Raw genomic sequence first — 17,351 nt, 5'->3', positions numbered from 1 at the left:
ATTCTAACCGGATCCGGTCCTTTTTTGATGCAACGCAGCATCCGGTGGCCGGATGCCTCATTGGCAGCGCCAGGCCATGGCTGGCGGCGCCTTCAATCAGACCAGCTCAAGAATCTCGTCACCCACCTCGTCGATCTGCCCGGTTGGGCGCCAGCCCAGGCGCCGGTAGAAGCCATGCGAACGCGAGCGCGGGTCGGCCGAGCAGGCCAGGAACAGCCGCCGGTGGCCGGCATCGCGGGTCAGGCTGACCACCTCCTGCAGCAGCTGGCGGCCGATGCCACGGCCTTCGTAATCCGGCAGCAGGGCCAGCACCAGCACTTCACCGCTGTCGCGGTCGGCGAAGCAGTAGCCGACCATGCGCTCGCCCTCCCAGGCGACGCGGCCGATGAAATCGCCGGCGGCGGTGCCTTCGGCCCACGTCTGCGCGGTGATGCCCAGCTCGGCCAACTGCCCGGCGCTGAAGGCGTTTTCGCGGGTACGCCCACGCAGGTCGATGCAGGCGGCGGCGTCTTCGGGGCGCGCATCGCGGACGAATACAGGCATGCAGGGCATCCTTGCAGTGATCGGCCGGCCAGTATCCGCATCACGCATGGACCGGGTGTGTAGGAATCATGGAGATCCGATGGAGCCCCTCTTCAGCGCTTGCGCCGGATCAGCGCCGAGGAGGCGTCCAGCACCGCGCGGGTCAGCAGGGCCATGGTCTGCACGTCGCCCTTCCAGTGCTGCCAGTACAGCGGCACGTCTTCCCATGCGCGCTGGCGCACGTAGACCAGGCGGCCGGCATCCAGGTGCCGCTTGACCAGCGGCAGCGGGTTCATGGTCCAGCCCATGCCACCCAGGTTGGCCTGCACGAAGGCGCGGGTGGAGGGGATCCACCAGGTCGGGGCGGTGCTGGGCAGGTCGCCGCCGGCCATGCGCCGGGCGAAGCGCGACTGCATGTCATCCTTGCGGTTGAACACCAGCACCGGCGCCTGCGCCAGCGCCTGCGCGGTCACACCCTTGGCGAAATGACGCTCGCGGAACTCCGGGGTGCAGGTGGCGGCGTAGCGGATGCTGCCCAGCGCGTGGATCTGGCAGCCCTGCACCGGCTCGTCCAGCGTGGTCACTGCGCCCAGCACCGTGCCCTGGCGCAGCAGCTCCACGGTGTGGTCCTGGTCTTCCACGCGCAGGTCCAGCGTGGTGCCGGTGCTCTGCGCGAACTGATAAGCCGCCTGCGGGAACCAGGTTTCCAGGCTGTCGTGGTTCACCGCCACCGGGATGCTGGCCTGGGGCAGGTCCTCGTCGGCCAGGCCCATCCGGTGCAATGCGTCGTGTTCGAGCAGCGCGGTCTGTTCGGCCAGCTGCACCAGCAGCTGGCCCTCGGCGGTGGCGGTGGCCGGGGTGCCGCGCTTGACCAGCAGGCGGCCGACCCGGTCCTCCAGTGCCTTCACCCGCTGCGAGATGGCCGAGGGCGTGACATTGAGCGACTGCGCGGCGCGGTCGAAGCTGCCCTCGCGGATCACCGCCGCCAGAGCGCGCAGCTGGGCATGGTCGATACGCATCGAATTAAGCTCCGCTAATGTTGGTTTAGGAAGTTTAGCTCGTCTTTTTAATGTTGCGGCGCGACAATGGCGCCCGTTCCGGTGCTGTCCGCCTTCGCGAGGCACCGTCCCCCAGCAAGTAAAGGCAGTGAATCCCATGTTCTCGGTCATCTCCGCCAGCACCGGCCTCGGTGCCTGGTTCTCTGGTGCAGCTACCGGCATCGGCCTGTTCGCCGTGGTCGGCGCCCAGAGCGCCTTCATTCTGCGCCAGGGCATCCTGCGCAGGCACATCGTGCCGGTGGTCGCCACCTGTGCGGCCATCGATGCCATCTTCATCTTCGCCAGTGTGGCCGGCCTGCGCACGCTCACCTCGGCGTTGCCGTGGCTGACCACCGCCGTGCTGTGGACCGGTGTGACGTTCCTGGCCTGGTATGCCATGAAGTCGGCGCGCCGTGCGATTGCTGGTGGCGGCGGCATGGGCGAGGCCGACAGTGATGACGGCAGCCGCCGCGCGGTGCTGATGGCTGCGGTCGGCTTCTCGCTGATCAACCCGCACTTCTGGCTGGACATGATGGTCATCGGCTCGATCGCCGAGAACTTCGGCAACGCGCGCATGGCCTTCGCTGCCGGAGTGGTCACCGCCAGCTGCCTGTGGCTGACCGCGCAGGGCCTCGGCGCGCGCCTGCTGGCGCCGCTGTTCACCAAGCCCAGCACCTGGCGCGTGCTCGACGGCACCATCGCCGTGATCCTCAGCGTCCTGGCCCTCATGCTGGCGCTGCGCGGGGTCCATTGACCCGGCGCACGCCCCCCGAACCCACGTCCTGACTCTCTCTCCAAGGTAGTGGCAACGACGGCACCGGCAACGGTGCCGTCGTCTTTTCCGGCTCTGGCGGGAATGGCCCGGCCCTGCCTAGAATCGACGACCAGGACAAGGTGTCCACTGGAACAGGGGGAAGGATGCGCAGGGCAATTCTGGCGGCCGCACTGGTCGTCATCGGGGGCGTTGCCGCAGGCAGCGCGGGGGCGGTGGATCTGACGCAGTACCTGCGTCGGGAGACCTTCACCGACATCAAGATTTCGCCGGGGGGCGAGTACGTAGCGGCCACAGTGCCGAGGGAGGACAGCACCGCGATCGCGATCCTGCGCCTGAAGGACAAGGAGGTGGTCGGCAGTTTCTGGCCGCCCAGCCGCAATCATGCGCAGACATTCGATTGGGTCAGCAACGAGCGCCTGCTGATCGGCCTGGCCGAGAAATGGGGCTCGCTGGATCAGCCCAACCCCACCGGTGAGCTTTACGCCATCGATGCCAACGGCAATCGCGGCGAGCTGCTGGTCGGTTACCGCGTCGAAAGCAAGGGCCCGGGTACGCGCATCCAGCCGAAGAAGGTCGAAGCGGTGGCCGCCTTCCTGGCCGACGACCTGCCGGGCGATGAACGCAACGTGCTGGTGACCGTGTGGCCGCTGGCCGAAGATCCCTACACCCGCGTCGATCGCATGGATGTGGCCAGCGGCCGTCGTTCGCGGGTGGCGTCTTCGCCGGTACGGCGCGGTGAGTTCACCACCGACGGCGCCGGCGAAGTGCGCTTCGTGCACGGCTCCGGCAGTGACAACGTCAACAAGCTCTACTTCCGTGAGCGCTCCGGCGACACCTGGAAGCTGATCAACGACGAGGCCGTCAGCAAGCGCATCGAAACCGCCATCGGCTTCTCGGCCGATGACAGCCTGGCCTATCTCAACGTCGAGCAGACCCAGGGCCCGGACACGATCGTCAGCTGGAACCCGCAGACCGGCGAGCGTGCCACGCTGCTGCGCGACGAGGTGGTCAACCCGTATCGCATCATCCATCGGCCCGGCACCCACGTGCCGGTGGGCGCGCTGTACATGGGCGACACGCCGCGTACCCGCTTCTTCGACGAGAAGTCGCCGGAGGCGCGCCTGTACCGCAGCCTGGAAGCGGCCTTCGGAGGCCCGGTCTACATCACCTCCAGCACCCGGGACGGTCGCGTCGTGCTGGTGGAGACCTGGTCGGGTTCCAACCCCGGCGATTTCTATGTGTACGACACCGTGGCGCGCAAGGCCGATCACCTGATCAGCCGCAGCGACTGGATCGATATCGAGCGCAGCGCCAAGGTGCGCCCGATCGCCTTGAAGGCCCGCGACGGCCTGCCGCTGCATGGCTTCTTGACCCTGCCGGCTGGCAGTGACGGCCGCAACCTGCCAATGGTGGTGCTGCCGCACGGTGGCCCGTTCGACATCTTCGATTCCGGCGAGTACGACCGCGAGACCCAGATGCTGGCGGCTGCCGGTTATGCCGTGCTGCAGGTCAACTTCCGCGGATCGGGCAACTATGGCCGGGCGCACACCCAGGCCGGCGCGCAGCAGTGGGGCGCGGCCATGCAGGACGATGTCACCGATGCCACCCGCTGGGCGATCAGCGAAGGCATCGCCGATGGCCGCCGAATCTGCATCTACGGCGCCAGCTACGGTGCCTATGCGGCGATGATGGGGGCTGCCCGCGAACCCGGGCTGTACCAGTGCGCGGCCGGCTATGTGGGTGTCTACGATCTGCCGATGATGTACACCCGTGGCGACATCCAGGACCGCGGCTCAGGCGTGACCTACCTGCGCGAATGGTTGGGCGACCCGGCCAAGCTGGGCGCGGTATCGCCGGTGAACCTGGCCGAACGGATCAAGGTGCCGGTGTTCCTTGCCGCCGGTGGTGAAGACAAGCGCGCGCCGATCCAGCACACCGAGCGCATGGAAGCGGCCCTCAAGCGCGCCGGTACGCCGGTGGAAAGCCTGTACTACAAGACCGAAGGCCACGGCTTCTACACCGAGGCGCATCGCAGCGAGTACTACGACAAGCTGCTGGCGTTCCTGTCGCGCAGCCTGGGTGGCAAGACCGCCACCACCACGCCTGCGGCCGGCAAGGACAAGGCGCCCTGAGCTGACAGGGCGGCGGATGATCGTTCCGCCGCCCTGGTTTTTGCGCACGCGCGGGGTTTACTTCACCCCGTGCATCATCTTCTTCAGCAGCGGCGCGGCGATGAAGGCCGCCAGCGCGCAGCCCAGGCCGATCCACATCAGCAGCCAGAACAGGTGCGCGTAGGCACCGGCCGCGGCCACCATGTCCAGTGATTCGCCTTCGGGCACCTCGATCGCGGCCAGCTTGCCGAACAGCGCGGCCAGGGTTTCCGAGAACGCGGTGGCCAGGAACCAGGTGCCCATCATCAGGCTCATCACCCGTGGCACCGCCAGCTGGGTCACCGCCGACAGGCCGACCGGCGACAGACACATTTCGCCGCTGGCCAGCAGGAAGTAGGCCAGCACCAGCCACCACACGCTGGCCATCTCGCCGGTGGCACCAACCTGCTGTGCGGCCAGTGCCAGCGGCACGAACGACAGCGCGCCGATCACCAGGCCCCAGGCCGACTTCACCGGCTTGCCGGGTTCCCACCCGCGGCGGTCCATCCAGGTCCACAGCGCGGCGAAGGCCGGTGCCAGCAGCACCAGGAACAGCCCGCCCAGATAGGTGAGCGAGCCGGCGGTCTGCGGAATCACCAGGCAGTCGCGCACCAGCAGCACCAGCATCAGCACGACGATGGCGGCGAAGAAGGTACGTGGTGCGGCTGAGCCCGGGCGGCGCTCGGACAGCCGCGCGCTGACCACAAAGCCCAGCGGTGCCAGCAGCAGCGAGAGGATCGACCACGGCAGCGGCGTGCCGCCGGTGATCACCAGCGACGGCACGATGTCCTTGGTCAGCAGGCGGTCGGTGAAGGTCACCCACGAGCCATAGGACTGCTCGTACATCGTGAAGAACACCAGCGCCATGAAGATCAGCACCATCAACGCGATCATCTGCTGGCGCTGTACCGGCGTGCACTTGGTGCCGGTGAACCAGGCAAACCAGACCAGCACGCCGCCCAGCACCACCAGCATCAGCATCAGCGCCAGGCTGATTTCACCGCCCAGCGCGAACGCACCGTTGCCGGCGGCCCACATCAGCCACGCCACCGGCAGCACACCGAGCACCGCGCACAGATAGATGAGCCATTCGCGTGGCAGGCCCAGCACCTTCTGCTTCAGCGCGGCCGGCTGCGGCGGTTCGGCGTGGCCCTGCAGGTATTTCTGGCCCCACAGGAACATCGCCAGGCCGGCCAGCATGCCGATACCGGCCGCGCCGAAGCCGTACTTCCAGCCGTAGGCCTCGCCGAGGAAGCCGCACACCAGCGAAGAGAACAGCGCGCCCAGGTTGATGCCGGCGTAGAACAGCGAGAAACCCGAATCGCGGCGCGGGTCGTCCTTGGCGTACAGCTTGCCGACGATGGTGGAGATGTTCGGCTTGAGGAAGCCCACGCCCATGATGATCAGCGCCAGCGACAGGTAGGTCACTGCCAGCGCCGAGGTATCGCGTACCACTTCGCCATTGACCCGGTACGCCGCGTGGCCCTCGAATGCCATGCCGAGGTGGCCCAGCACCAGCAGGATGCCGCCGAACAGCACCGCCCGGCGCATGCCCAGCCAGCGGTCGGCCAGCATGCCGCCGAACACCGGGATGCAGTAGACCAGGCCACCGTAGGCGCCGAGCAGGTCCAGGCCGGCCTTGTCGCCGAACAGGTGGTACTTGGTCAGGTACAGCAGCAGCAGCGCCTTCATGCCGTAGAAGGAGAAGCGCTCCCACATTTCGGTGAAGAAGCAGACGTAGACGCCCTTGGGATGGCCCAGGAAGTCGTCGGAGGCGGTGGCGGCAACGGTCATCGACGGCGGGGACAGCGGAAAGGGCGCGATTATAGAAGGGGATGGCGCGGGGCATGGCGCTTATGCCAAATGCGACTTAATCCCCTCCGTCCCCTTTTTGCCGCAGGTGTTGGCCGGCCTTGCCGGATCGGCCGGTTGGCCTTGCCATACCGGCCGGAGAGGGTGGCAGGCCCTGGGCGGCGGTGACCAACCGCACTGGACTTGCCGCCCCCTGAACGCTAGCGTGCAAGGGATTTTTTGCCAGCAGGGGCTTCCATGAACCACGACGCTGCGCCCAAGCAGCTCACCTTCCGCGCAGTGGCCCTGGCCATCGTGCTGGCGGTGGTGCTGTCGGCGGCCAACGCCTACCTCGGTCTGTTCGCAGGCCTGACCATCGCCACCGCCATTCCCGCCGCGGTGATCTCCATGGGCGTGCTGCGCCTGCTGGGCGGTGGCTCCATCCTCGAAAACAACATCGTGCAGACCGGCGCCTCGGCCGGTTCGTCGATCGCCGCCGGCGTGATCTTCACCATCCCCGCCCTGGTGATCATGGGCTACTGGCCGGACTTCAAGTACTGGTGGGTGCTGGGCATCGCCGGCCTCGGTGGCCTGCTGGGCGTGCTGTTCTCGGTGCCGCTGCGCCGTTCGATGATCGTTGAAGACCCGCTGCCGTTCCCGGAAGGCAAGGCCGCCGCCGAAGTGCTCAAAGCCGGTGAGAACCCGGGCCCGGGCCTGAAGATCCTCGGCCTGTCGGCGGTGATCGGCGCCTTCGTCAAGCTTGCCGCGGAAAGTGGCCTGCGCCTGATCCCCGATGCCTGGGCCACCTCGGCCTATGTCGGCAGCTCCAAGGTCACCGCCTTCATCGGCACCAACCTGTCGCCGGCGCTGCTGGGCGTGGGTTACATCGTCGGCCTGAACGTCGGCATCGTGGTGGTGTCCGGCTCGATCCTGACCTGGCACATCGCCATTCCGATCTACCAGGCGTTCTTCATGAACACCGATCCGGGCCTGGCGGCCTCGGTCGCCACTGCTTCGTCCACCGAGGCCGCGTTCGCCATCTGGGGCGCGAAGATGCGCTACCTGGGCGTGGGCGCGATGCTGATCGGTGGCATCTGGACCCTGATCTCGCTGCGCAAGTCGCTGCTGAACGGCGTCAAGAGCGGCTTTGCTGCCGCCCGCAAGAGCGGTGGCCCGGCGCTGGCGCACACCGAGCGCGACCTGCCGATGAAGTGGATGCTGGTCGCGCTGGTGGTGTTCGTGCTGCCGTTGCTGGCCCTGTACCAGGCCATCGTCGGCCAGTGGCACGTGTCGATCCCGATGACCCTCATCATGATCGTCGCCGGCTTCCTGTTCGTCTCGGTCTCGGCCTACCTGGCCGGCCTGATCGGCTCGTCCAACAACCCGGTCTCGGGCATCACCATCTCCACCATCCTGTTCGCCTCGGCCGTGCTGGTCGTGCTGCTGGGCGCCGATGGCCTCAAGCCGGTCGGTGCCTACGGCGCGCCGCTGGGCGCGGTGGCGGCGATCATGATCGGCGCGGTGGTGTGCTGCGCCGCCGCAGTCGGTGGTGACAACCTGCAGGACCTCAAGGCCGGCTACATCGTCGGCGCCACCCCGTGGAAGCAGCAGTTGATGCTGGGCATCGGCGCGTTCTCGTGCGCGCTGATCATGGCGCCGGTGCTGAACCTGCTGGCCACCGCCTACGGCATCGGTGTGAAGTCCGAGCTGCATCCGAACGCGCTGGCCGCGCCGCAGGCCAACCTGATGGCCTCGGTGGCCAAGGGCCTGTTCGGCGGCGAACTGCCGTGGACCTTCATCGGCATCGGTGCCGTGGTCGGTGCCGTCATCATCGCCTTCGACAGCTGGCTGAAGTCGCGCAACGCCCGCTTCCGCGTGCCGGTGCTGGCGGCTGCCATCGGCATCTACCTGCCGCTGGAACTGATGGTGCCGATCTTCCTTGGCGGCCTGATCGCCTACCTGGTCGAGCGCTTCCACAAGGTGCGCGCCGACGATGAAGAAGGCCGTGACCGCGTGCACAAGCCGGGCGTGCTGTTCGCCGCCGGCCTGATCACCGGCGAGGCGCTGATGGGTATCGCCATCGCGATTCCGATCGTGGTCAGCAGCCGCGCCGACGTGCTGGCCGTGCCGTTCCACCTGCCGGGCGCACAGTGGATCGGCCTGGCCGTGCTGTTCCTGGTCGGCTGGCTGATCTACCGCACCGGCAAGCACGCCAAGGCGTAAGCAATGGGGTCGGATCCCCAATTCAATGGGTAGTGCCGGCCGCTGGTCGGCAACGCCGGAATTCGGTGATACCCCTGGTTGCCGGCCAACGGCCGGCACTACAGCAAACCCCGCCACGGCGGGGTTTGCTGTTTCTGGCCGCTGCCCACCCGCAGGCATGACCGATGGCCTTGGCAGCCCTGGCCACGCGGGCCTACCATCGGTTTTTTGCCGTCCTGCGGAGACCCCGATGAAACTGCGTCATGCCCTGCTGCCACTGAGCCTGCTGGCCGCCCTGCCCAGCGTTGCCGCTGCCCGTGGCCTGGAAGTCCGCGACATGGTGGCGATGGACCGCGTTTCCGCGCCGGTGCTCACTGCCGACGGTGGCACCGTGGTGTTCGCCAAGCGCAGTGTCGATGCCAACCTGAAGGCCTCCACCGCGCTGTTCGCGCGCAACCTGCGTACCCGCGACGCGGCGCCGCCGAAGCAGATCACCCCGGCCGGCTGGAACGTCAATTCCGCTTCGCTGTCGGCCGATGGCCAGACCGTGTATTTCCTCAGCGCCAAGAACGGCAGCCAGCAGCTGTACGCGCAGCCGCTCAACGGCGGCACGCCGCGCCAGCTGACCGATTTCGCGGTCGATGTGGACAGCTACCACGTGTCGCCGCAGGACGACCGCGTGCTGTTCAGCGCCGGCGTGTTCCAGGCCTGCGCCTCGGACCTGGCCTGCACCGCAACCAAGCTGAAGGAAAAGAAGGACGCCAAGGCCAGCGGCCAGGTCTGGGATTCGCTGTTCGTGCGCCACTGGGATACCTGGAACGACGGCCGTCGCAACACCCTGTTCGTGGCACCGCTGCCGGCGGCCAAGGCCGGCCCGGTCAAGGGCGCTTCGGCGCTGAGCGCCTCCATTGACGGGGATGCACCGTCCAAGCCGTTCGGTGGCAACGATGATTTCGTGTGGTCGCCGGATGGCGCCAGCGTGGTGGCCAGCATCCGCGTGGCGGGCAAGCAGGAGCCGTGGTCGACCAACTTCGACCTGTACCGCTTCGACGCCGCCGGCAAGCAGGCGCCGGTCAACCTGACCGCGTCCAATCCGGCCTGGGATGCCGGCCCGGTGTTCAGCGCCGACGGCAAGACCCTGTTCTATCGTGCGATGAAGCGTCCGGGCTTCGAGGCCGACCGCTTCGGCCTGATGGCGATGGACCTGGCCAGCGGCAAGGCCCGCGAGATCGCCCCGCAATGGGACCGTTCGGCCGGTGGCATCGCCCTGTCCGCCGACGGCGCCAGCATCTACACCACCGCCGACGACCTCGGCGAACACCCGCTGTTCCAGATCGACGTGGCCAGCGGCAAGGCCACCAAGCTGATTGGCGACGGCAGCGTCACTGCGGTCGACGTGGCCGGCAACAGCGTGGCCATCACCCGCAACAGCCTGAAGAGCAACGACCAGGTGCTGGTCGGCCTGCTGCCGGCCGCGGGCCAGCCGATCGGCGAGCTGCGCGCGCTGACCCCGGCCGCCGGCGACGTGCTCAAGGACGTGTCCTTCGGTGACTACGAGCAGTTCGAGTTCAAGGGCTGGAACAACGACACCGTGCACGGCTACGTGGTCAAGCCGCACAACTACCAGGAAGGCAAGTCCTACCCGGTCGCGTTCCTGATCCACGGCGGCCCGCAGGGCAGCTTCGGCAACGGCTGGAGCTACCGCTGGAACCCGCAGACCTATGCCGGCCAGGGCTACGCGGTGGTGATGATCGACTTCCACGGCTCCACCGGCTACGGCCAGGCCTTCACCGATGCGATCAGCCAGCACTGGGGCGACCGCCCGCTGGAAGACCTGCAGAAGGGCTGGGACGCGGCGCTGAAGAAGTATTCCTTCCTCAACGGTGACAAGGCCTGTGCGCTGGGCGCCAGCTACGGCGGCTTCATGGTCAACTGGATCGCCGGCAACTGGAACAGCCCGTTCAAGTGCCTGGTCAACCATGACGGCGTGTTCGACCAGCGCATGATGGGTTACGCCACCGAAGAGCTGTGGTTCACCGAGTGGGAGCAGGGCGGTACCCCGTACCAGAAGGCGGCGAACTACGAGAAGTTCAACCCGGTCAACCACGTCGCCGACTGGAAGAAGCCGATCCTGGTCATCCATGGCCAGCAGGACTTCCGCATCCCGGTCGAGCAGGGCCTGGCTGCGTTCACCGCCGCCCAGCGCCAGGGCATCGAATCGAAGTTCCTGTACTTCCCGGACGAGAACCACTGGGTGCTGAAGCCGAACAACAGCATCCTGTGGCACGACACCGTCAATGCCTGGCTGAAGCAGCACATCGGCAACTGATGGTTGCAGCGCCGCCCTTCGGGGCGGCGCTTCTGTTTTCGCCGGTGGGTGCCGACCGTTGGTCGGCACACCTTCCACCAACAGCAGCCGAGCATGGCTCGGCTCTACAAGAGCACCTGCATGATCCAGAACGACATCGTCGTCTTCGGTTTGATCGCCGCCACCCTCGGTGCCGTGTTCTGGACCGCCTCGCGCGAGCAGGGCCTGTGGAAACGCTTCTACACCTTCGTGCCGGCGCTGCTGCTGTGCTACCTGATTCCCGGCATCTACAACACCGTCGGCCTGATCGACGGGCAGAACACCAAGCTCTACAACCCGATCGCGCGCGACATCCTGCTGCCGGCGGCGCTGATCCTGCTCACCCTGGCGGTGGACATCAAGGGCATCCTGCGGCTCGGCCCGAAGCTGGTGCTGATGTACCTGGGCGCGTCGGCCAGCATCATGCTCGGCGCGGTGGTGGCCTTCCTGCTGATGCGCGCGGTGCATCCGGAAACCGTGGCCGGTGACACCTGGGCCGGCATGGCCGCGTTGGCGGGCAGCTGGATCGGTGGCGGCGCCAACATGCTGGCCATGCGTGAAGTGTTCGACGTCAACGCGACCACGTTCGGCCAGTTCGCGGTGGTCGACGTGGGTGTCGGTTACGTGTGGATGGCCGCGCTGATCTTCCTGGCAGGTCGTGCCGCGAAGATCGATGCACGCAGTGGCGCCGATACCTCGGCCATCGACGAGCTGAAGGAGCGCATCGCGCGCTTCCAGGCCGAGCACGAGCGCATTCCCAGCCTCACCGACCTGATGCTGATCGTGGCGGTGGCCTTCGGCGGCGTCGGCCTGGCCCACGCCATCGGCGCGCCGCTGGCGGCCTGGTTCAAGCTCAACGTCAGCTGGGCGGCGCAGTTCAGCCTGGACGCACCGTTCGTGTGGGTGGTGGTGTTGTCCACCACGCTGGGCCTGGGCCTGAGCTTCACCCGCGCACGCACCCTGGAGGGCGCCGGCGCTTCGCGGCTCGGCTCGCTGCTGCTCTACTTCCTGATCGCCTGCATCGGCATGCAGATGGACCTGCTGGCGCTGCTGGACCGGCCGTGGCTGTTCCTGCTGGGCATCATCTGGATCAGCGTGCACATCGCGCTGCTGTGGTGCCTGGGCAAGCTGCTGAAGGTGCCGTTCTTCTACTTCGCCATCGGTTCGCAGTCGAACATCGGTGGCCCGGCCTCGGCACCGGTGGTGGCCGCCGCGTTCCATCCGGCGCTGGCGCCGGTCGGCGTGCTGCTGGGTACGATGGGCTATGCCACCGGCACCTACCTGGCCTACATCGTCGGCATCACCCTGCGCGCGCTGGCCGGGCAGGGGTGATTCCGTTAGTGCCGGCCGCTGGCCGGCAACCGGGTGATGCTCCACCGGTTCATGAGGTTGCCGGCCAGCGGCCGGCACTACCGATGCTCTATGCCACCGGCAACCCGCGTTCGATCAACCACGCTCTCGCGTCTTCGGCGTCCTGCTCGAACCACGCCTTCGTAGACCCCAGTCGATACGTATACCCCCACGCATCCATGTCGGCCATCAACTGCTGGCTGCCGACACCGGGCAGCTGCGCGGCCAGCACGATCTGCAGGTAGCAGGTGGCGTCTTCTTCGGGCACCGAATCGGTGGCGTCGGTGTGCACCTGCGCGCGCCGCTCCGGCGGCAGCACGATCAGGTGGCAGGCTTCGTGCAGCATCGAATGCACGGGGGTGTCATCGCGCACGTACACGTTGCTGGCGATGATGCCCGCCTCGGGCTCGCCCCAGTAGCTGCCGGGAATCGGCTCGCCGTCGGCCACGTGGTGCAGCTGCAGGCCGTGCGCGGCGAGCAGGCGCTGCGCATCGGCGAAGGCGATGGCGCCGACGCGGGTGACGTTCGGTTCGGGTGTCGTGTCGGTCATGCGGGTCAGCCGGCCCCGCCCATGCTGGCACGGGCGGGGCAGGGGATCAGGGCTTTTCCGGGCCTTCGGGCAGCGCCACGGAGATGTCCAGCACATCGTGCTGGCCATCCTTCACCAGGTCGACCTTCACCGCATCGACGTCGATGTTCACGTACTTCTTGATCACTTCCAGCAGCTCACGCTGCAGCAGCGGCAGGTAGTCCGGGCCACCGCGGTGGCTGCGTTCCTGCGCGATGATGATCTGCAGGCGGTTCTTCGCGGTTTCGGCGGTGGTCTTCTTCGCTTTGAGGAAATCGAACAGGCCCATGCTTACCCTCCGAACAGCTTGCTGAAGAAGCCCTTCTTCTCGACGGTGGTGAAGCGCATCGGGCGATCTTCGCCGAGGATGCGCGCGACGGCGTCGTCATAGGCCTGGCCGGCAGCGGATTCGACATCCAGGATCACCGGTTCGCCCTTGTTGGACGCGTTGAGCACGTCGCCCGACTCGGGGATCACGCCGATGGCCTTCAGGCCCAGCACTTCCTCGACGTCGGCGATGCTCAGCATCTCACCGGTTTCCACGCGCAGCGGGGTGTAGCGGGTCAGCAGCAGGAAGGCGGGCACGTTCTGGCCGGATTCGGCCTTGTGGGTCTTCGAGTCCAGCAGGCCGATGATGCGGTCGGAGTCGCGCACCGAGGACACTTCCGGGTTCACCACCACCACCGCACGGTCGGCGAAGTACATCGCCAGGAAGGCACCCTTCTCGATACCGGCCGGCGAGTCGCAGATGATGTAGTCGAAGCCGTCGGCGGCCAGGTCCTTCAGCACCTTGCCTACGCCTTCCTGGGTCAGTGCATCCTTGTCGCGGGTCTGCGAGGCGGCCAGCACGTACAGGTTGTCAAAGCGCTTGTCCTTGATCAGTGCCTGCTTGAGGGTGGCTTCGCCGTGCACGACGTTGACGAAGTCGTACACCACGCGGCGTTCGCAGCCCATGATCAGGTCGAGGTTGCGCAGGCCGACGTCGAAGTCGATCACCGCCACCTTCTTGCCGCGCCGCGCCAGGCCACAGGCCAGGCTCGCGCTGGAAGTGGTCTTGCCCACGCCGCCCTTGCCGGAGGTGACTACGATGATTTCAGCCAAAGGACTTCTCCTGGTTCTGCATTGATTTGGGGCTGCGTCAGTCCAGCGCAGCGATCTTGATCTGGTCCTGTTCCAGCCACACCTGCACGGCCTTGCCGCGCAGGGTGTCCGGGACATCGTCCAGTACCTTGTAGTGGCCGGCAATGGCCACCAGTTCCGCATGGAAATCACGGCAGAAGATGCGTGCCGCGGTGTTGCCCTGGGCCCCTGCCAGCGCACGGCCGCGCAGGGTGCCGTAGATATGGATGCTGCCATCGGCGATGACTTCGGCGCCGGCGCCGACGGTGGCCATCACGGTCAGGTCGCAGTTTTCCGCATACAGCTGCTGGCCCGAACGCACGTTGCCCAGCTGCATGCGGCCCGGCTGCGGTGCGGCGGCATCGGCCACCTTGGCCACCGGCGCGGCCGGGGCCGGCTTCGGTTCGGCGCGGGGCGCGCGGCGGGGTTCCGCTGCGGGCGGCGGCGCCGGTTCGGCCTCGGCGCGCTCGTACTGGGCGCGGAACTTGGCCAGCAGCGGCAGGCCGAGCTGCTGCGAGAGCAGGTCGACCGCACTGGTGCCATAGGCCAGCGCCACCGGCAGCACGCCGGCGCTGCGCAGGCCATCCACCAGCGCCTGCGCGGTGGCCACGTCCGGCACCTGGCTCAGGCCACCGAAGTCGAGGATCACTGCAGCGCGGCCGAACAGCTTCGGCGCGCGGGTCACGCGCTCGCGCATTTCCTGCACGAGGCGTTCGACATCAAGGGTGCGGATGCGCAGGTTGGCGATGCCCACCTGGCCGATCTTCAGTTCACCGGCCTGTTCGTAATCGAAATTCACCGCCACGCTCAGGTCCCCGTCGGCCGCTGTGCCTGCGCCGGCAGCTGCCGGGCGCGTGTCCATGCCACATCCGGCAGCTTGCCGCCATAGGTCTCCTGCACCCACGGGTAGCTGCACAGTTCCTTGGCCAGCATGCTGGCGCGCACATCGACCTGCGGCATGGTGTTCTGGCCCAGCTCGCGGAAACCGAAGCTGCCATGGAAGAGCAGGGCGGCATCGGCGCCATGGTCGAGGAAGACTTCGCAGGTCATCTGCGGGTAGCGCAGCTCGGCAAAGCTCTGCGCGTCGGCATAGAACGCACGGCCGACACCACCGCCACGGCGGCGGCTGGCGACCACGATGCGGTCGATGTAGAAGAACGGGGTGTCCAGCTGCTGCTTGAACCAGGCGAAGTTGCTGCTGTCGTGCTGGCTGTCGCTGCCGAAGCCGATCAGGAAGCCGGCCAGGTTGCCGTCGCGCTCGGCGACGCGGAAATACTCAGCGGTTTCATAGAACAGGCGCAGCCGGGCAGCATCCAGGGGAAGGATGGCCAGGCCAGCGTTGTTGTTCAAAGCCAGGACGGAATCGAGCTCGTGCTCGCGCACGTCGCGGATGACAATCGACATTGTGACTCCGTGGGGTAACGCGGTTGGTCCATCAAGGGACCCTGCGCACGATTATTGCATGCCCGGGGTGGGCTGCGGCATGAACAGGCGACCGGGCAGGCATGACTTCCGTGGGGTGCGGCGCGCAGGCCGGGCCCGTAGAGTGCTGGCATGTTGGGAGCCCTCAGCCATACCCGCGTCCTCCGCCTGGCCGGCCTGTTCACCTGGGTCATGGTCGGCCTGCCGCTGGCCTATTCGCAGTTCGAGAACCTGCACAGCCGCAACGACATGGGCGGCTGGGCGATCCTGCTGTTCGTGGCCTACCTGTCCTTCGGCACGGCGTACTACTGGTTGACCCGCATCCTGCGCAGCGACAGCCACACCAGCTGGCTGGACCGTGGCCTGCTGTTGCTGCTGACGGTCTCGGCACTGGGGGTCAGCTTCCTCAGCGGTTCGGGCCTGGGCAGCATCCTGATGATGGTCGCCGCCGGCGTCATTCCGTGGATGCTGTCGGTGCGGCTGGGCGTGCTGTGGCTGCTGGTCAGCCAGCTGGCCGTCGCGCCGGTGTACTACATGCTGCTGCGCTTCCCGTTGTTCGAGGCGGTGATGCAGTCGCTGCTGTATGGCGGCTTTTCCATGTTCATCTTCGTGACCAGCCTGGTCGCCCGGCAGCAGACCGAGGCCCGTGACGAGCAGCGCCGGTTGAACTCCGAACTGCGCGCGACCCGGGCCCTGCTGGCCGAGAGTGCGCGCGTCAACGAGCGCACCCGCATCTCGCGCGAGCTGCACGACCTGCTCGGCCATCAGCTGACCGCGCTGACCCTGAACCTGGAAGTGGCCGGACACCTGGCCGAGGGCCAGGCGCTGGAGCACGTGAAGCGCTCGCACGCACTGGCCAAGCTGCTGCTGGGCAACGTGCGCGAGGTGGTCAGCCAGCTGCGCGAGACCGGTGCCATCGATCTGGCCGCGGCGCTGCGTCCGCTCACCGAGAACGTGCCTTCGCTGGACATCCAGCTGGAGATCGACGACCCGCTGAACGTGGAAGACCCGCAGCGGGCGCACGTGCTGCTGCGCTGCACCCAGGAGATCATCACCAACGCGGTGCGCCACGCCGGCGCCCGCCATCTGTGGATCAAGGTGTACCGTGAAGCCCCCGACCGGGTGGTGGTGGAGGCCCGCGACGACGGTGTCGGCGCGGATATGGTCAATGTGGGCAACGGCTTGCGCGGGATGCGCGAGCGCCTGCAACAATGTGGTGGCCAGCTGCAGATCGAGACCCGTCCCGGCGAAGGCTTCCGGGTACGCGCGACGGTTCCGGCAACGGTGCTGGTGGCGGCCCTTACCAAGGTTCCTGAAGGAGTGCGTTGATGATTCGCGTCTGCCTGGTCGACGACCAAACCCTGGTGCGGCAGGGAATCCGCTCCCTGCTGGCGCTCGACGACGGCATCGAAGTGGTGGCCGAGGCCGGCGACGGCCGGCAGGCGGTCGAGCTGATACCGCAGGTGCGCCCGGACGTGGTGCTGATGGACATGCGCATGCCGGCGATGTCCGGTCTGGAAGCGCTGCAGGTGCTGTCGCGGCAGGAACAGCTGCCGCCGACCATCATCCTCACCACCTTCGACGATGACCAGCTGGTGCTGGCCGGGCTCAAGGCCGGTGCGAAGGGCTACCTGCTCAAGGACGTCACCCTGGAGCAGCTGGTCGGTGCCATCCGCACCGTGGCCGACGGCGGCTCGCTGGTGCAGCCGGCGGTGACCCAGCGCCTGCTGTCCGGGCTGGAGCACATGCGCAACGAATTCGTCAGCCTGGACCGCCCCGATCCGTTGACCGACCGCGAGACCGAGATCCTGCGCCTGATGGCCAGCGGCTTCTCCAACAAGGAGATCGCCAACTCGCTGGGCGTGGCCGAGGGCACCATCAAGAACCACGTGTCCAACATCCTTTCCAAGCTGGGCGTGCGCGACCGGACCCGTGCCGTGCTGAAGGCGTTCGAACTTCAGCTGGTCTGAGGAAAATCGTTTTCATACAAAGACTTGGGTGGCCATGCGGGGGTCGGGCCGGCGGCCCCCCCTACATGCCGGGTAGCGGTATGCGTTACCCTTCGAAC

The 17,351-nt window shown here is 67.2% G+C and carries 15 protein-coding genes; 7 read left to right on the top strand and 8 right to left on the bottom strand.

The window, feature by feature from the left end; all coding sequences use genetic code 11:
• Positions 1–96: 96 nt before the first annotated feature.
• Positions 97–543 carry a GNAT family N-acetyltransferase gene (locus LZ605_RS10190; RefSeq protein ID WP_249844714.1) on the bottom strand — a complete coding sequence of 149 codons (447 nt, stop codon included), beginning with the start codon at positions 541–543 and terminating at the stop codon, positions 97–99.
• A gap of 92 nt (positions 544–635) precedes the next feature.
• On the bottom strand, positions 636–1,541 hold the full coding sequence (locus LZ605_RS10185) for a LysR family transcriptional regulator ArgP (protein WP_107230187.1): 906 nt from the start codon (positions 1,539–1,541) through the stop codon (positions 636–638).
• A gap of 136 nt (positions 1,542–1,677) precedes the next feature.
• On the opposite strand from LZ605_RS10185, the gene LZ605_RS10180 reads away from it, so the two are divergent.
• Together LZ605_RS10180 and LZ605_RS10175 are read left to right on the top strand one after the other, a co-directional pair.
• Complete coding sequence (locus LZ605_RS10180) at positions 1,678–2,313, top strand: LysE/ArgO family amino acid transporter (protein ID WP_249844713.1); 636 nt, start codon at positions 1,678–1,680, stop codon at positions 2,311–2,313.
• Positions 2,314–2,477: 164 nt separating this feature from the next.
• A complete protein-coding gene (locus LZ605_RS10175; RefSeq protein WP_249844712.1) occupies positions 2,478–4,466 on the top strand; it encodes an alpha/beta hydrolase family protein in 1,989 nt (662 codons plus the stop codon).
• A gap of 57 nt (positions 4,467–4,523) precedes the next feature.
• Here LZ605_RS10175 and LZ605_RS10170 read toward each other — a convergent pair whose 3' ends face one another.
• Complete coding sequence (locus LZ605_RS10170) at positions 4,524–6,278, bottom strand: peptide MFS transporter (protein ID WP_249844711.1); 1,755 nt, start codon at positions 6,276–6,278, stop codon at positions 4,524–4,526.
• Positions 6,279–6,533: 255 nt separating this feature from the next.
• Between LZ605_RS10170 and LZ605_RS10165 the strand changes: the two genes are divergently transcribed.
• The 3 genes from LZ605_RS10165 (at position 6,534) to LZ605_RS10155 (ending at position 12,156) form a co-directional block, all read left to right on the top strand.
• Positions 6,534–8,498 (top strand): OPT family oligopeptide transporter, encoded by a 1,965-nt coding sequence (locus tag LZ605_RS10165; protein ID WP_249844710.1) that lies wholly within the window; start codon positions 6,534–6,536, stop codon positions 8,496–8,498.
• A gap of 229 nt (positions 8,499–8,727) precedes the next feature.
• Entirely contained in the window at positions 8,728–10,806 is a 2,079-nt protein-coding gene (locus LZ605_RS10160) for an alpha/beta hydrolase family protein (protein WP_249844709.1), read from the top strand.
• A gap of 93 nt (positions 10,807–10,899) precedes the next feature.
• On the top strand, positions 10,900–12,156 hold the full coding sequence (locus tag LZ605_RS10155; RefSeq protein ID WP_409461097.1) for a DUF819 domain-containing protein: 1,257 nt from the start codon (positions 10,900–10,902) through the stop codon (positions 12,154–12,156).
• Positions 12,157–12,244: 88 nt separating this feature from the next.
• On the opposite strand, the gene LZ605_RS10150 is transcribed toward LZ605_RS10155, so the two are convergent.
• Genes LZ605_RS10150 through LZ605_RS10130 form a run of 5 tightly spaced genes read right to left on the bottom strand, consistent with a single transcriptional unit; the run spans position 12,245 to position 15,265 of the window.
• Positions 12,245–12,724 (bottom strand): hypothetical protein, encoded by a 480-nt coding sequence (locus tag LZ605_RS10150; RefSeq protein ID WP_249844708.1) that lies wholly within the window; start codon positions 12,722–12,724, stop codon positions 12,245–12,247.
• 46 nt (positions 12,725–12,770) lie between these two features.
• Complete coding sequence (minE, locus tag LZ605_RS10145; protein ID WP_053516176.1) at positions 12,771–13,031, bottom strand: cell division topological specificity factor MinE; 261 nt, start codon at positions 13,029–13,031, stop codon at positions 12,771–12,773.
• A 2-nt stretch (positions 13,032–13,033) separates the two neighbouring features.
• On the bottom strand, positions 13,034–13,843 hold the full coding sequence (minD, locus tag LZ605_RS10140; protein ID WP_107230195.1) for a septum site-determining protein MinD: 810 nt from the start codon (positions 13,841–13,843) through the stop codon (positions 13,034–13,036).
• A 37-nt stretch (positions 13,844–13,880) separates the two neighbouring features.
• A complete protein-coding gene (gene minC, locus LZ605_RS10135; RefSeq protein ID WP_249844707.1) occupies positions 13,881–14,723 on the bottom strand; it encodes a septum site-determining protein MinC in 843 nt (280 codons plus the stop codon).
• Positions 14,669–15,265 carry a GNAT family N-acetyltransferase gene (locus LZ605_RS10130; protein ID WP_010483371.1) on the bottom strand — a complete coding sequence of 199 codons (597 nt, stop codon included), beginning with the start codon at positions 15,263–15,265 and terminating at the stop codon, positions 14,669–14,671. The genes minC and LZ605_RS10130 overlap by 55 nt, the downstream gene beginning before the upstream one ends.
• A gap of 150 nt (positions 15,266–15,415) precedes the next feature.
• Here LZ605_RS10130 and LZ605_RS10125 point away from each other — a divergent pair, with 150 nt between their 5' ends.
• Positions 15,416–16,612: a sensor histidine kinase gene (locus tag LZ605_RS10125; RefSeq protein ID WP_107230197.1), complete on the top strand. Its 1,197-nt coding sequence runs from the start codon at positions 15,416–15,418 to the stop codon at positions 16,610–16,612.
• Positions 16,612–17,253 (top strand): response regulator, encoded by a 642-nt coding sequence (locus LZ605_RS10120; protein WP_249844706.1) that lies wholly within the window; start codon positions 16,612–16,614, stop codon positions 17,251–17,253. Before LZ605_RS10125 ends, LZ605_RS10120 begins: the two co-directional genes overlap by 1 nt.
• The last annotated feature ends 98 nt before the right edge of the window (positions 17,254–17,351 follow it).

It is taken from the genome of Stenotrophomonas maltophilia, assembly GCF_023518235.1.
In the GTDB taxonomy this organism is placed as follows: domain Bacteria; phylum Pseudomonadota; class Gammaproteobacteria; order Xanthomonadales; family Xanthomonadaceae; genus Stenotrophomonas.
This window is presented reverse-complemented; position numbering and strand designations above follow the sequence as displayed.

Bases quoted from the DNA above. Each gene is read 5' to 3' on its own strand.
- LZ605_RS10130 (WP_010483371.1), bottom strand. From the start codon at position 15,265: ATGTCGATTGTCATCCGCGACGTGCGCGAGCACGAGCTCGATTCCGTC.
- LZ605_RS10155 (WP_409461097.1), top strand. From the start codon at position 10,900: ATGGCTCGGCTCTACAAGAGCACCTGCATGATCCAGAACGACATCGTC.
- LZ605_RS10170 (WP_249844711.1), bottom strand. From the start codon at position 6,278: ATGACCGTTGCCGCCACCGCCTCCGACGACTTCCTGGGCCATCCCAAG.
- LZ605_RS10185 (WP_107230187.1), bottom strand. From the start codon at position 1,541: ATGCGTATCGACCATGCCCAGCTGCGCGCTCTGGCGGCGGTGATCCGC.
- minE (WP_053516176.1), bottom strand. From the start codon at position 13,031: ATGGGCCTGTTCGATTTCCTCAAAGCGAAGAAGACCACCGCCGAAACC.
- LZ605_RS10190 (WP_249844714.1), bottom strand. From the start codon at position 543: ATGCCTGTATTCGTCCGCGATGCGCGCCCCGAAGACGCCGCCGCCTGC.
- minC (WP_249844707.1), bottom strand. From the start codon at position 14,723: ATGGACACGCGCCCGGCAGCTGCCGGCGCAGGCACAGCGGCCGACGGG.
- LZ605_RS10120 (WP_249844706.1), top strand. From the start codon at position 16,612: ATGATTCGCGTCTGCCTGGTCGACGACCAAACCCTGGTGCGGCAGGGA.
- LZ605_RS10180 (WP_249844713.1), top strand. From the start codon at position 1,678: ATGTTCTCGGTCATCTCCGCCAGCACCGGCCTCGGTGCCTGGTTCTCT.
- LZ605_RS10150 (WP_249844708.1), bottom strand. From the start codon at position 12,724: ATGACCGACACGACACCCGAACCGAACGTCACCCGCGTCGGCGCCATC.
- LZ605_RS10165 (WP_249844710.1), top strand. From the start codon at position 6,534: ATGAACCACGACGCTGCGCCCAAGCAGCTCACCTTCCGCGCAGTGGCC.
- LZ605_RS10125 (WP_107230197.1), top strand. From the start codon at position 15,416: ATGTTGGGAGCCCTCAGCCATACCCGCGTCCTCCGCCTGGCCGGCCTG.
- LZ605_RS10160 (WP_249844709.1), top strand. From the start codon at position 8,728: ATGAAACTGCGTCATGCCCTGCTGCCACTGAGCCTGCTGGCCGCCCTG.
- LZ605_RS10175 (WP_249844712.1), top strand. From the start codon at position 2,478: ATGCGCAGGGCAATTCTGGCGGCCGCACTGGTCGTCATCGGGGGCGTT.